Origin of the sequence: Synechococcus sp. MIT S9452 (assembly GCF_047304245.1) — a bacterium.
Classification (GTDB): domain Bacteria; phylum Cyanobacteriota; class Cyanobacteriia; order PCC-6307; family Cyanobiaceae; genus RCC307.
This window is the reverse complement of the sequence record NZ_CP138956.1, coordinates 1,316,069-1,328,592: the sequence shown is the minus strand read 5'-3', so window position 1 is coordinate 1,328,592 and position 12,524 is coordinate 1,316,069. Positions and strand designations below refer to the sequence as shown.

General features: G+C 63.1%; 12 protein-coding genes and 1 tRNA gene. 4 read left to right on the top strand and 9 right to left on the bottom strand.

Going from position 1 to position 12,524, the window contains the following annotated elements; all coding sequences use genetic code 11:
- Positions 1-28 precede the first annotated feature (28 nt).
- Genes SIB46_RS07090 through rpaB form a run of 3 tightly spaced genes read right to left on the bottom strand, consistent with a single transcriptional unit; the run spans position 29 to position 3,008 of the window.
- The gene (locus SIB46_RS07090) at positions 29-1,030 is read right to left on the bottom strand and encodes a beta-ketoacyl-ACP synthase III (protein WP_413295474.1); all 1,002 of its coding nucleotides are present in this window, start codon (positions 1,028-1,030) and stop codon (positions 29-31) included.
- The gene (gene plsX / locus SIB46_RS07085) at positions 1,027-2,244 is read right to left on the bottom strand and encodes a phosphate acyltransferase PlsX (protein ID WP_413295473.1); all 1,218 of its coding nucleotides are present in this window, start codon (positions 2,242-2,244) and stop codon (positions 1,027-1,029) included. The genes SIB46_RS07090 and plsX overlap by 4 nt, the downstream gene beginning before the upstream one ends.
- A gap of 5 nt (positions 2,245-2,249) precedes the next feature.
- The gene (rpaB, locus tag SIB46_RS07080; protein ID WP_413295472.1) at positions 2,250-3,008 is read right to left on the bottom strand and encodes a response regulator transcription factor RpaB; all 759 of its coding nucleotides are present in this window, start codon (positions 3,006-3,008) and stop codon (positions 2,250-2,252) included.
- A 91-nt stretch (positions 3,009-3,099) separates the two neighbouring features.
- On the opposite strand from rpaB, the gene radA reads away from it, so the two are divergent.
- Positions 3,100-4,491 (top strand): DNA repair protein RadA, encoded by a 1,392-nt coding sequence (gene radA / locus SIB46_RS07075; RefSeq protein ID WP_413295471.1) that lies wholly within the window; start codon positions 3,100-3,102, stop codon positions 4,489-4,491.
- On the opposite strand, the gene SIB46_RS07070 is transcribed toward radA, so the two are convergent.
- Positions 4,492-5,013 (bottom strand): photosystem I assembly protein Ycf3, encoded by a 522-nt coding sequence (locus tag SIB46_RS07070; RefSeq protein WP_413295470.1) that lies wholly within the window; start codon positions 5,011-5,013, stop codon positions 4,492-4,494. It lies immediately after the preceding gene.
- A gap of 32 nt (positions 5,014-5,045) precedes the next feature.
- On the opposite strand from SIB46_RS07070, the gene SIB46_RS07065 reads away from it, so the two are divergent.
- From SIB46_RS07065 to SIB46_RS07055, 3 genes are read left to right on the top strand one after another with little or no spacing between them, the layout of a single operon-like run.
- Positions 5,046-7,322, top strand: coding sequence for a heavy metal translocating P-type ATPase (locus SIB46_RS07065; protein WP_413295469.1), 2,277 nt, complete (start codon positions 5,046-5,048; stop codon positions 7,320-7,322).
- Positions 7,319-7,957, top strand: a complete 639-nt coding sequence (tmk, locus tag SIB46_RS07060) for a dTMP kinase (protein WP_413295468.1) — start codon at positions 7,319-7,321, stop codon at positions 7,955-7,957. The genes SIB46_RS07065 and tmk overlap by 4 nt, the downstream gene beginning before the upstream one ends.
- Entirely contained in the window at positions 7,954-8,886 is a 933-nt protein-coding gene (locus SIB46_RS07055; protein WP_413295467.1) for a DNA polymerase III subunit delta', read from the top strand. The genes tmk and SIB46_RS07055 overlap by 4 nt, the downstream gene beginning before the upstream one ends.
- Here SIB46_RS07055 and SIB46_RS07050 read toward each other — a convergent pair.
- From SIB46_RS07050 to SIB46_RS07030, 5 genes are all read right to left on the bottom strand, one after another.
- Entirely contained in the window at positions 8,883-9,665 is a 783-nt protein-coding gene (locus SIB46_RS07050; RefSeq protein ID WP_413295466.1) for a response regulator transcription factor, read from the bottom strand. The two genes, SIB46_RS07055 and SIB46_RS07050, sit on opposite strands and share 4 nt — an antisense overlap.
- A 243-nt stretch (positions 9,666-9,908) precedes the next feature.
- Positions 9,909-9,980 (bottom strand) — tRNA-Asn (locus SIB46_RS07045).
- Between the two features lie 16 nt (positions 9,981-9,996).
- Complete coding sequence (locus tag SIB46_RS07040) at positions 9,997-10,665, bottom strand: ABC transporter ATP-binding protein (RefSeq protein WP_413295465.1); 669 nt, start codon at positions 10,663-10,665, stop codon at positions 9,997-9,999.
- Positions 10,646-11,611, bottom strand: coding sequence for a lysylphosphatidylglycerol synthase transmembrane domain-containing protein (locus SIB46_RS07035; RefSeq protein ID WP_413295464.1), 966 nt, complete (start codon positions 11,609-11,611; stop codon positions 10,646-10,648). The genes SIB46_RS07040 and SIB46_RS07035 overlap by 20 nt, the downstream gene beginning before the upstream one ends.
- A gap of 8 nt (positions 11,612-11,619) precedes the next feature.
- On the bottom strand, positions 11,620-12,435 hold the full coding sequence (locus tag SIB46_RS07030; RefSeq protein WP_413297731.1) for a glycosyltransferase family 2 protein: 816 nt from the start codon (positions 12,433-12,435) through the stop codon (positions 11,620-11,622).
- Positions 12,436-12,524 lie beyond the last annotated feature (89 nt).

Here is a 12,524-nt window from a genome sequence, read left to right as displayed (position 1 = left end):
CTCGCTGCGGTGGGCAGGAGGCTACGCGTCAGCTGGTGGGACCATCCCAGCGCAGCAGGGCAGCACCCCAGCTCAATCCGGCACCAAAGCCACTGCTGGCGATCAGCTGGCCACTCTGGATGCGCCCATCACTGACGGCCTCATGCAGCATCAGCGGAATCGTGGCGGCTGAGGTGTTGCCGTAATTCGCCAGGTTGCTGAGCACCTTGTCTGGGGCGATGCCCAGCCGTTCAGCGGCGGCATCGAGGATGCGCTGGTTGGCCTGGTGCAGCAGTAGCCAATCGATGCTGGCGGCCTCGGTGTTGGTGTCGGCGAGCAGCTGTTTGAGGATCGCTGGCACTTCGCGCACCGCAAATTTGTAAACCTCTTGGCCATTCATGCCGATTGGCGCGTAGCCGCCGCGTTGGTGGCTCATGCCAGGCAGCAGTTCAGCGCGCTCGCTGGTTTGCGCCAGGGTCAGGCAGTCGCCGCGGGCGCCGTCGCTGTTGAGGCGAAAACCCAGCAAGCCGTCGTTCTCCGCAGGGCAGGCCTCGATGGCCACAGCACCAGCGCCATCACCAAACAAAACGCAGCTGCGCCGGTCATCCCAATCCACCCAGCGGCTGAGTTGATCCGCGCCGATGACCAACGCCCGCCTCATGGCGCCGGTGCGCAGGTACTGCGCTGCTGTCACCAGGGAAAATAGAAATCCGCTGCAGGCGGCGGTGAGATCAAAGGCCACAGCTGATCCAGCGCCGATCAGGGCCTGCACCTTGGGCGCTGAGCCAAATAGATCATCGGGGCTGGAGGTGGCCAGCAGGATCAGATCAACGCTGCTGGCCTCCCAGCCGGCGCGCTCGAGCGCTTGCTGGGAGGCGGCCGCCGCCAGGCTGGTGAGGCTTTCGCTCTCATCAGCAACGCGGCGCGCAGCAATTCCTGTGCGGGCGCGGATCCATTCATCGCTGGTTTCAACTCTGGCGCTGAGGTCGTCATTGCTGACGCGCAGGCGCGGCACAGAGGCCCCGCTGCTGCACAGGCGGATCCCCTTCATCCCACGCCCTCATCACTGAGGCGGTGCAGGTTATCGAGCGTGTTGTGGCTGGCTGCCGCGTGGGCCAAGCGCAGGGCACCCATCACCGAGCGGGCTTTGCTGCTGCCGTGACCAATAACGCAGAGGCCATCAACTCCCAGCAGCAGGGCGCCGCCGTGTTCCGCGTGATCCAGCCGTTTTTTGATGCGGCGCAGATTGCTGATCAAAAAGGCCGAGCCCACCTTGCCGCGCCGGCCGCGGGGCAGCTCGGCTTTGAGCACCTCCAGCAGCACGCTGCCCACCGATTCGAGGAACTTCAGCAGCACGTTGCCGGTGAAGCCATCGCAAACCACCACATCGAATTCGCCTGAGAGCACATCTCGGCCTTCGCAGTTGCCGGCGAAGTTCAGCCGCTTTTCCTCCACCAGCAATGGGTGGGTTTTAAGGGCGAGCTCATTGCCCTTGCATTCCTCTTCGCCGATGTTCAGCAGCCCCACGCGCGGTTGCTTCACCCCGAGCACGTCCCGCGCATAGATGTTTCCAAGTAGCGCGAACTGGTGCAGGTAGCTGGGTTTGCAGTCGGTGTTGGCGCCCACATCGAGCACCAGCACCTGCTGACCCACGTCTTTGGTCGGGAACAGGGCTCCAATTGCAGGCCGCTCGATCCCCTTGAGCCGCCCGAGCCGAAAGATCGCTGCAGCCATCACAGCTCCCGAGTTGCCGGCTGAGTAGACCGCCAGTGCCTCGCCAGCTTTGACCCGGTCCATGGCCAAATTGATGCTGGCCTGGCGTTTGCGGCGCACGCTGGTGGCCTCATCGTCCATGCCCACTGAAGGGCCGCTAGCAATCAGCTCCAAGTGGCCTTTGGCCACGGCTTGATCCACGGCCTCCTGCAGCTCCAGGGCCTTGATCGCAGCCTGCAGGGGCTTCTCTTCGGCGAAGAACATCACCTTGAGCGGTAGTTCTGCGATGGCGCCGAGGCAGCCCTCCAGGATCGGCCCGGGGGCGTAATCGCCGCCCATGCCATCCACGGCGATGGAAAGTCGTGGCCCTTTCACAGCACTGGCGCCGCCAGGGCGTGTTTGGCCCAGGCGCAGCGGGCCCAGGGCTGAATTGGCCGTGTTCACCAGCCGAATCACCGGGCCGGTGCGGCGATACCAAATCACCAGGCGCTTAATGGCACGGCGGGGCCGCGGCCGCCGGGTGCGACCCGGCAGGGATTGGGGCTCCGCCATGGAGGTCAGGCTCCTTCGCCAGTGGCGCCGTCAATGATTCGCTGAAAAAGGTAACCCGTGCCCCGAGCGGTGAGGATCAATTCGGGGTTGGCAGGATCGTCTTCGAGCTTGGAGCGCAGCCGCGAGATGTGCACATCCACCACCCGGGTGTCCACATGGCGCTCAGGGGTGTAGCCCCAAACGTCTTTAAGGATTTCGCCGCGGCTAAAGGGCTCCCCTGAGCGGCTTACCAGCAGCTCCAGCAGGCTGAATTCCATCCCGGTCAGGCGGATGCGTTCACCGGCCCGGTACACCTGGCGTTTGTTGGTGTCGATCTTTAGATCGCTCACCTGGATCACGCCGGAGTTCGGGATCGTGCCGCCGCCGTGCTCTTTCTCCACCCGGCGCAGCACGCAGCGAATGCGCGCTTCCAGTTCCTTGGGGCTGAAGGGCTTAACGACGTAGTCATCAGCGCCGAGCTCCAGGCCCGTGATGCGGTCAGCCACATCGCCGAGGGCGGTGAGCATCACGATCGGTACATCCGATTCCTTGCGCAGCTCTTGGCAGACGCCATAGCCATCGAGCTTGGGCATCATCACGTCGAGCACCACCAGATCGGTGGGCTCGCGGTGGAACGCTTCGAGGGCCTCTTCACCGTCGGCCGCAGTCACAACGTTGTAGCCAATCATCGAGAGCCTGGTCTCGAGGATCCGCCGGATGCTGGCCTCATCGTCCACCACAAGGATGGTCTCCTTGCCGTTGTGGGCTGGGGCAGCAACCGCCATGGTGTCGTGTGCGGACAATTAAGGGCCGGACCACTCAACCGAGACACGGTCGAGTTAATGCCCGAACAATCACCATTCTTCATAAACCCCGGTGCCCCGAACTGTCACCACCTACGTCTGTCAAAACTGCGGAGCCCAGAGCCGCCAGTTTTTTGGACGCTGTTCCTCCTGCGGTAGCTGGAACAGCCTGGTGGAGCAGAGCAGTGGCCCGCCGCCCGATGGTCGCCGCCGCCGCCAGAGCGCCCCTGCTGCTGAACCCACCCCGCGCCGTTCAGAGGCCATGGCCGCGGTGGGGGAGAGGGCCGTGCAGCGCCTTGGCACAGGGTTTGACGAGCTCGACCGGGTCTTGGGTGGGGGTTTGGTGCCGGGTTCGCTGGTGCTGGTGGGTGGTGACCCCGGCATCGGCAAAAGCACCCTGCTGCTGCAAACCGCCGCCGATCTGGCCCAGCGCCAAAGCGTTCTTTACGTGAGTGCGGAGGAATCAGCCCAACAGGTGAAGTTGCGCTGGCAGCGCTTGGCTGCCGCCGGTGGTGGCGGGGATGGGCCCCAGCTGCTGGCTGAAACCGATCTCGAGCAAGTGCTCCAGGAGCTGGAAGCTTTGCGGCCTGATGTGGCGGTGATCGACAGCATCCAGGCCCTGCATGACGCTGATTTGAGCAGTGCGCCGGGCTCGGTTGCTCAAGTGCGTGAATGCGCGGCATCGCTGCAGCGGCTGGCCAAAAAGCTTGATATCGCTCTGCTTTTGGTGGGCCACGTCACCAAAGAAGGGATGTTGGCGGGCCCCAAGGTGCTCGAGCACCTGGTGGATGCGGTGCTCACTTTTGAAGGCGATCGTTTCGCCAGCCACCGGCTGCTGCGGGCGGTGAAAAACCGCTTTGGCGCCACCCATGAGCTGGGGGTTTTTGAGATGCGCGATCGCGGCCTGCTGGAGGTGAGCAACCCCAGCGAGCTGTTTTTAGGCAGCCCAGAAGGATCGGTGGGCATGGCCACGATCGTGGCCTGTGAAGGCACGCGGCCGTTGGTGGTGGAGCTGCAGGCGCTGGTGAGCACCACCAGCTACGCCAGCCCCAGGCGGATGGCCACTGGCATCGGCACTAACCGCTTGCATCAAATCCTCGCCGTGCTCGAGAAGCACTTGGGTCTGCCCCTCTCGCGCTTCGACTGCTATCTGGCGGTGGCCGGTGGTTTGGAGGTGGAAGAACCGGCCGCGGATTTGGGTGTGGCCGCGGCGGTGGTGGCCAGCTTTCGCGATTTAGCCCTGCCGGCCGGCACGGTGCTGGTGGGTGAACTCGGTTTGGGCGGGCAATTGCGGCCCGTTGGGCAGCTAGAGCTGCGCCTGCAAGAAGCGGCGCGCCTGGGCTTTCGCCGCGCTGTGGTGCCCAAAGGCAGCGGGGTGAGCTGCCCTGAGTTGGTGATTCAAGAGGCCAGCGGCATTGCCGAAGCTTTGGTGGCAGCGCTGGGAGTCAATCCAGCTGATGACTAATCAGAGGTAGACGTCAGCTGAACCACGGCCGGTGGTCTTCAGCCAGTTCTGGGCCTCGATGTAGTTGTTCGGTGCCAGGCGGATGGCCTTGCTCCAATAGTCGGCGGCCAAATCAAAGCGGCGATCGGCTTCATCGCCCTCACCTTTTTCCTGGGCAATGCTGCCGAGATGGTGGTGAATTACCGCCATATTGTTGAGCACTTGCGGCATCTTGGCGTTGAGCTCGAGGGCCTGTTCGTATTGCTCCAAAGCCCTGTTGTGCTCGCCGTTGCTGGCGTAGACCAGCGCCATGTTGTAGAGGATGAACGCCCGGTCATTGGGGTCTTCCTCGAGCCGCAGCGCCTCTTGGTAGTTCTCCAGGGCTTCGGCGTATTCACCATCGCCTTGGGCGCTCATGCCATCGCGGTAATAGGCAAAGGCTTCCTTGGCTTTCTGGTTGGTGGGCAGCACCTTGAGGATCAGGTCCGCCATCACCGTGAAGCTCTTATCGATGAAGTTGTCGTTGCGTTGACTGCGAGGCAAGGCGCTCTGGCGAAGCGTCCCTAGCTTGGGGCATGGCTCCAGAAGCGCTACTTCTTGATATCGAAGGCATGAAGTGCGGCGGCTGCGTCAGCGCCGTGGAGAAGCGCCTGCGCGCCCAACCAGGGGTGCACCAGGCCAGTGTCAATTTGCTTAGCCGCTCGGCTTGGGTGGAACTCGAGCCCCCGGCAACGGCGGAAGCCTTGCTGGAAAGCCTGGCCGCCCTTGGATTTCCAGGCCATCTGCGCGACCCAGACGGTGAGCTGGAGCGTCTGCAGCAAGCCCGTCAGGCGCAGGGCTGGTGGAGCCGCTGGCGGCAGCTGGTGGTGGCGCTGGTGCTGCTGCTCATTAGCAGTGTCGGCCACCTCAGTAGTGGCGGTGTGCTGGCCGATATGCGCCTGCATGCCCTGGTGGCTACAGCCGCTTTGGCCGGTCCGGGCCGGCCGATCTTGGTGCGCGGTTGGAAAGGTTTGGCCCAGGGCGTTCCTGGCATGGACAGCCTGGTGGGTTTGGGCGTGGGCACGGCCTATCTGGCCAGCATGGTGGCGTTGATCTGGCCGTCGGTCGGCTGGTCGTGCTTTTTCAATGAGCCGGTGATGCTGCTCGGCTTTGTGCTGCTGGGCCGCTTTTTAGAAGCCCGCGCCCGCCGCCGCACGGGCGCGGCGCTCGAGGAGCTGGCGCAATTGCAGCCTGAAACCGCCCTGTTGCTGCTGGGGGATGGCTCCACCCGCAGCATCCGCGTGGGCGGGCTGCGGCCCGGCGATCACCTGCGGGTGCTGCCCGGTGATCGTTTGCCCGTTGATGCGGTGGTGATTGATGGCAGCTCATCGCTGGATGAATCGAGCCTCACCGGCGAACCGTTGCCCCGCAGCGTGGCCAGTGGTGATGAATTGGCTGCCGGCAGCCTCAATTTGCAGGCACCGCTGGATCTCAAGGTGCTGCGGCCGGGATCGGAATCAGCGCTCGCCCGGGTGATTGCCCTGGTGGAGCAAGCCCAAGCTCGCAAGGCACCGGTGCAGGCCATGGCGGATCGCTGGGCGGGCCGCTTCACCTGGATCGTGATGGCGTTGGCCCTGGCCACGTTCTTGTTTTGGTGGCTGCTGGGCAGTGAGCTCTTCCCCCAGGTGCTGGGTGGCATGGCCCATGGCCCCGGCCATCACCGCAGCCTGGGCAGCGGCGCGGAAACCCCCTTTGCCCTGGCCTTGCAGTTGGCTATTGCGGTGTTGGTGGTGGCTTGCCCCTGTGCCTTGGGGCTGGCCACCCCCACAGCCATCAGCGTGGCCACCGGCCGCGCCGCCCATTTGGGCCTGCTGTTTCGCGGCGGCGATGTGCTGGAGGTGGCTGCTTCGGTGCGCACGGTGCTGCTGGATAAAACCGGCACGCTCACCCGCGGCCGCCCCCTGCTGGAAGACCAGCTGGTGATTGCCGATGGCCTCGATGCTTCGGGCCTGTTGCAACTGGCGGCGTCGCTAGAGCAAACCACCCGCCACCCCTTGGCGTGGGCGCTCTTGCAGGCCGCTGAAGGCCAGGGCTTGAGCTTGCTGAATTGCAGCAGCAGCAGCACCCAGGCCGGTGATGGCGTTGAGGGGCAATTGGATTCGCAGCAGCAGCTCTGCCGTTTGGGGCGTTTGGCCTGGCTTGAGCACCACGGGGTTCATGTGCCGGCTCTGGCCAGCACATGGCAGCAGCAGCAGGAGCAGGCAGGGGCCACGGTGCTGGCTTTGGCTCACGGCCAGGAGCTGTTGGGGCTCTTGGCAGTGCGCGATGCCCTGCGCCCCGATGCGGCTGAGGCCCTGGCCCAGCTGCGCAGCGATGGTGTGGCCTTGGCCGTGCTCAGCGGTGATCGTGAGGGGCCCGTGCGGCAGCTCGGCCAGCAGCTTTCGTTGCAGCCCGATCAGTTGGCCTGGGGGCTGCGGCCTGAGCACAAACTGCAGCGGCTGCACCAGGCCCCGGGACCGGTAGCGATGGTGGGGGATGGCCTCAATGACGCTCCAGCGCTGGCAGCCGCTGATCTCGGCATTGCCGTGGGCACCGGCACCCAGATCGCCCAGGACAGCGCTGATTTGGTGGTGCTTGGGGAGCGGCTGATGGCGGTGCCACAAGCGCTGGCCTTGGCCCGCTCGGCCCAGGCCAAGATTCGCCAGAACCTCAGCTGGGCATTCGGTTACAACCTGCTGGTGTTGCCTTTGGCCGCTGGGGTGCTGCTGCCAGGCTTTGGCCTCTTGCTCACCCCTCCTTTGGCCGCTCTGTTGATGGCGCTGAGTTCGATCACGGTGGTGGCCAATGCACTGCTGCTGCGCGCTCCGGCATGAGGGGCCGCTTTCTGGTGCTGGAGGGCATTGATGGCTGCGGCAAAACCACGCAGCTCAAGGCCCTGGCGGATTGGTTGCCTATCAGCGGCCTAATGCCTGCTGGCGCGCAGCTGATCACCACCCGCGAGCCCGGCGGCACCGCTTTGGGCCAGGCCTTAAGGCAATTGCTGCTGCATCCGCCCGAAGAGCAGGCCCCGGCCACCCGCGCTGAGCTGCTGCTCTATGCGGCTGATCGTGCCCAGCACGTTCAAACTCGCTTGGAGCCAGCCCTGGCCGCGGGTGATTGGGTGCTCAGCGACCGGTATTGCGGCTCCACAGCGGCCTATCAGGGCTACGGCCGCGGCTTGGACCTGGATTTGATCACCCAGCTCGAGCAGTTGGCCACGGCAGGGCTGCAGCCGGATCTTTGCCTTTGGCTTGAGCTATCGCCTGAGCTGGCCGCCGAGCGCCGCTCCGGCCAGCAGCAAGACCGCATCGAAGCTGAAGGCTTGGCCTTTCTGGTCCGGGTGCATCAAGGTTTTGCGGAGCTGAGCCAGCGGCCGCCATGGCGGCGCGTAGATGCTTCGGCCGCCGCTGAGCAGGTGCATCAGCAGGTGCAGCAGTTGGTGCGTGAGGGTTTGGAGCTGGGCCTGTGAGTGAAGCGCTGTTTGCCGGCATCGAGGGGCAGCAGCAAGCCCTGGAGCTGCTCACCGCTGCGTTGAATCAGCAGCGCTTGGCTCCGGCCTATCTGTTTGCTGGCCCCGATGGCGTGGGGCGCTCGTTAACGGCGCGCCGGTTTCTAGAAGGCCTCTGCGCTGGTGGTGCCCAGGCTGATTTGGATCTGCGCCGGCGCCTAGAGCAGGGCAACCATCCCGATTTGATCTGGGTGGAGCCCACCTACATGGAAAAAGGTGAGCGCATTACCGCCACTGAGGCCAAAGAGCGGGGCCTGAGCAAGAAAACCTTGCCCCAGATTCGCCTGGAGCAGATCCGCGACCTCAGCCGTTTTTTGGCCCGCCCGCCGCTGGAAGCCCAACGGGCGATGGTGGTGGTGGAGCAGGCCGAATCCATGGCAGAGGCGGCAGCCAATGCCCTGCTGAAAACCCTGGAGGAGCCTGGACACGGAATGTTGGTGTTGATCACTGCAGCCCCGGAGCGCTTACTGACCACGATCTTGAGCCGCTGCCAGCGCATCCCTTTCAAGCCGTTGCCAGCTCAGATGATGCTGCAGTTGGTGGGCGGCGCTCAAGATGATCCGCCGGCGCTGGTGGATTTAGCCGCTGGTTCCCCTGGTGCTCTGTTGCAGTGGCGTGAGCGTTGGGCTGAACTCCCCCCTGAGCTGCTAGCTCAGCTGCAACAACTTCCCAGCCAGCCAATCGAAGCGCTGACGTTGGCGCGCGAGGTGTGTGAAGCCCTCGACATCGAGCAGCAACTGTGGCTACTGCAGTGGTGGCAACGGCACCTATGGCGCCAAAAAGCCCAAGAGCCCGTGCAGCGAAGGCTCACAAAGCTGCGCCGCCATTTGGTTGGCCATGTTCAACCGCGGTTGGCTTGGGAAGTCGCGTTGCTGGATCTGATCGCTTAAGCGATCTGTTCGAGGCTGCCTTGGCGCTCAGCGCGGAACTCTTTCATCACGCGGCTGGCGTCATCGAGGTTGGCACCGCTGGGAAGCTCCAGGCAGTAGCCAGCGCCATACACCGTCTTGATGAAGCGAGGTTTGCGGGGATCGGGCTCGAGCTTGGTGCGCAGGTGACGGATGTGCACCCGGATGGTCTCGATGTCGTCATCGGGCTCGTAGCCCCACACCTCTTTGAGGATCAAGGAAGGAGCCACGGTCTGGCCATGGCGCTGTAGCAGACAGTGCAGCAACTCGAATTCCAGGTGCGTCAGCCGCACGGGCTGGTCAAACCAGATGGCTTCGAAGCGCTCGGGCACCAGGGTGATGGGGCCAAAGCTGAGGATTTCGCTGTGCTTACTGGAGAGCGGTGCGCGGTCGCTGCGGCGAAGCAGTGCTTTCACCCGTGCCAGCAGCTCTTCCAGCTCAAAAGGCTTGGTCAGGTAATCATCGGCGCCGGAATTGAAGCCGGTCACTTTGTCTTTGGTTCCCGCTAATGCGGTGAGCATCAAGATTGGAATTTGCGCGGTGCGGTCATCGCGGCGCAGGCGCTGGCACAGGGTGAGGCCGTCCACCCGGGGCAGCATCAAATCCAGAACGATCAGATCAGGGGTGTATTGCAATGCCAGAGCTTGGCCTTTGATCCCGTCATCGGCCTTTTGAACATCAAAGCCAGAGTGCTCAAGATTGCCGGCAACGAGCTCGCGCATGTCCCGGTCGTCTTCGATCAGCAGGATGCAGGGCTTCATTGGACGTTCGCGGGAGGGCAGTTGGATCGCGGAATGTGCCCGAACGATCTTGCGGTTTTTCTGATTTCACTATAGAGAGATTCTTTTCTTCGTCTCCCTTCTGTGGAGGCGAAAGCGATGCTTTTGCATTAAAAAGCAGGAATTACGTTGGAACTTAAGAATCTCTATGGATTTGATCACTCAAAAGCTTGTTTCTTCGATGTCAACCATCCAAGAAAGAGGCCAGTTTGTGAATGAGAAAAACTCCCCGGGCGGGATTCGAACCTGCGACCAATCGATTAACAGTCGACCGCTCTACCGCTGAGCTACCGAGGAATGAGACCGCAAGAACTTACCTGCCAGCCGCGCTTCCGGGCAACCCCTGACGCTCCAATTGCCGCCTGAGCTCCGCTCCGCTCTGCCATTGGCCAGCAACGCCGCGTTCCAGCTGCAGGGCTCCATCGCAGTGCTCCAGCTCTTCGAGCCGGTGGGTGACCCACAAGGCCGTTAGCGGTGGGCTGAGCTGGCGGATCAGTTGCAGCACCGATTGCTGGCTATCGGGATCCAGCAGGGCGGTGGGCTCATCGAGCAGCAGCAATTGGGCGCCGCTTACGAGCGCTGAAGCAATCGCTAGCCGCTGCTTTTGGCCGCCGCTGAGGCTGTGGATCGGTCGATCCACCATGCCCTCTAGTCCCACCTGCTCAAGGGCTTGATCGATCACAGCTGCGCTCAGAGCGGTTCCTTCCGGCAGATGGAAGGCCAATTCGCTGCCGCAGCTGGGAAGAAGCAGTTGGTGGTCGGGGTTTTGGAACACCAGCGCCGGGCGCACGGAGCTGATGATTTGGCCGCTCTCGGCCTTTAGCAAGCCAGCGATGAGCCGCAGCAGTGTGCTTTTGCCGCTGCCGTTTCCGCCCACAAGCATCCACAGGCCAGGGCCAGGGATCGAAAAACTGCAGCGCTCCAGGGCGCTACTGCCATTGGGCCAGCGGTAACGCAGGCGCTCAATCGTCAGCGGCTTCACGCCTGAGGGAGCTTGGGGTCTGCACAGATTGCCACCGCAGGCTGAGCCAGCCCAGTCCGCAGGGAAGCATCAAGGTGGAAATGCGAATGATCAAGGTGGCCAGCAGGGCTTGATCGCTGCTGGCCCCATAGGCCATGGCAATGCCAATGGCCGTGGCTTCACTGGTGCCAAGACCAGCCGGAAGGAGCGACAGCACACCGCCCAAGGCCATGGCGGTGCGAATCACAGCAGCCTGCTGGAGGCTGATTGGCGCCTCCATCGCTTCAAACAGCCCGTGCATGACGCTGGCTTCGATCAGCCAAACCAGGCAGCCGCAGGCGGTCGCCACCAGTAATGGGGCTGGTCGCATCAGTTGGCGCACCTGCTGAAGCGATAACAGGGCCCCCTGGCTGAGGCGATGCAGGCGCCGTTGTTGCTGGATCCAGCGCCGTTGTGTCAGCCAAGCCTCTAATCGCCGCAAGGCCAGCGGGTGGGTCACCACAGCTGCGCCAGCCAGCAGTGAGCCCCCGCCAAGTGCGAGCAAGGGTGCCGAGGCCAGCCCAAGGCCCCAGCCGAGCACCAGCAGGGCGCTGGAGAGATCGCTCAACCGCTCATTGAGCGTGATGCCAATCCCCACCTGCGCTGGCATGCCATGACGTTGTTTCAGCCACAGGGCGCGCATCGCTTCGCCGCTGCGCCCCGGGGTGGCCATTAAGGCCAAGCCGCTGGTGAAGATTGAGGCGCTGCTTCGCCAGGGCAAAGGCTGCTTCAGCCACTGCAATGACCAGTGCCAGCGGGCAAATAGGGCCAGCTGGCCGATTAGCCCAATGCTGAGGGCAAGCAGCAGGAGCCCAGCCGGAAGCTGCAGCAGATCAGCCCATAGGCCACGGATGCCAAACACCAAGAGGAGGAAGCTGTACAGCGCCACCGCTGCGACAGCCGCCAAGAGCCAGCGGGGCTGCTGCATGGCCGAGTTTAAGGAATGAAGCGCAATTTGCGGGCGGCGTAGGCGCACATGCGAGCCAAGATCAGCCCCTCTTTGACGTGGGCGATATTGGAGCTGCCGTAGGTGCGCTCTTGGTAACGCACAGGCACTTCAACGATTTTGAGATTGAGCTTGCTGGCTCCAAAGAGCAGATCGAAATCGCCAAAGGGATCGAAATCACCGAAATAGGCGCGGCCCCGCTTGAGGTTTTCATAGTCCTTTTTCCAAATGGCTTTGGTGCCGCAGAGGGTGTCTTTGAGCCGCTGACGCAGCAGCCAGGAAAACAAGGCTGCAAAGGTGCGATTGGCGGCTGTATTGAGCGGCGGCATCGCGGCATCACTGCGCGGGTAAACCAACCGGCAACCATTGACAAACTCGCCCCGGCCAATGGCGAGGGCTTCAATGAAGCGGGGCAAATCCTCGGGTCTGACTGTTAAATCAGCATCCAAGATGATCAAGATGTCGCCGCTGGCTTCTTCAAAGCCAAGCCAAACGGCATCGGCCTTGCCTTTTCCCGTTTGTTGATAGCAGCGCAGTTGCATTGGTCCTGTGTATGTGCTGCAGACCCGTTGAATTTCATTCCAGGTGTCATCGCTGGAGTGCCCTTCAACAAAGATCACTTCCGTGCTGGATCCCAGCAGCGGCAGCCGGTTGATGGCCGCGGCGATGTTGCCCGCTTCATTCCTGGCCGGGATCACCACGCTGACGCTGGGTTGTTGTGGTTGTTGGCGGAGGGGTCGCGCCACCATCCAGTGGGTGAGCCCCAGTTGCTCAAGCAAGGGCAATTGGCTGCCCCAGCGGTTCATCAGCGGTGTTATCAGCGGGATCTGCCTTGGCAGCAGGCAGCGGTGACCGCTTTTCAAAACTTCCCAGCCGGATAGGTCGAGAAGATTCC

Bases quoted from the DNA above. Each gene is read 5' to 3' on its own strand.
- SIB46_RS07090 (WP_413295474.1), bottom strand. From the start codon at position 1,030: ATGAAGGGGATCCGCCTGTGCAGCAGCGGGGCCTCTGTGCCGCGCCTG.
- plsX (WP_413295473.1), bottom strand. From the start codon at position 2,244: ATGGCGGAGCCCCAATCCCTGCCGGGTCGCACCCGGCGGCCGCGGCCC.
- rpaB (WP_413295472.1), bottom strand. From the start codon at position 3,008: ATGGCGGTTGCTGCCCCAGCCCACAACGGCAAGGAGACCATCCTTGTG.
- SIB46_RS07065 (WP_413295469.1), top strand. From the start codon at position 5,046: ATGGCTCCAGAAGCGCTACTTCTTGATATCGAAGGCATGAAGTGCGGC.
- tmk (WP_413295468.1), top strand. From the start codon at position 7,319: ATGAGGGGCCGCTTTCTGGTGCTGGAGGGCATTGATGGCTGCGGCAAA.
- SIB46_RS07050 (WP_413295466.1), bottom strand. From the start codon at position 9,665: ATGAAGCCCTGCATCCTGCTGATCGAAGACGACCGGGACATGCGCGAG.
- SIB46_RS07035 (WP_413295464.1), bottom strand. From the start codon at position 11,611: ATGCAGCAGCCCCGCTGGCTCTTGGCGGCTGTCGCAGCGGTGGCGCTG.
- SIB46_RS07030 (WP_413297731.1), bottom strand. From the start codon at position 12,435: ATGAACCGCTGGGGCAGCCAATTGCCCTTGCTTGAGCAACTGGGGCTC.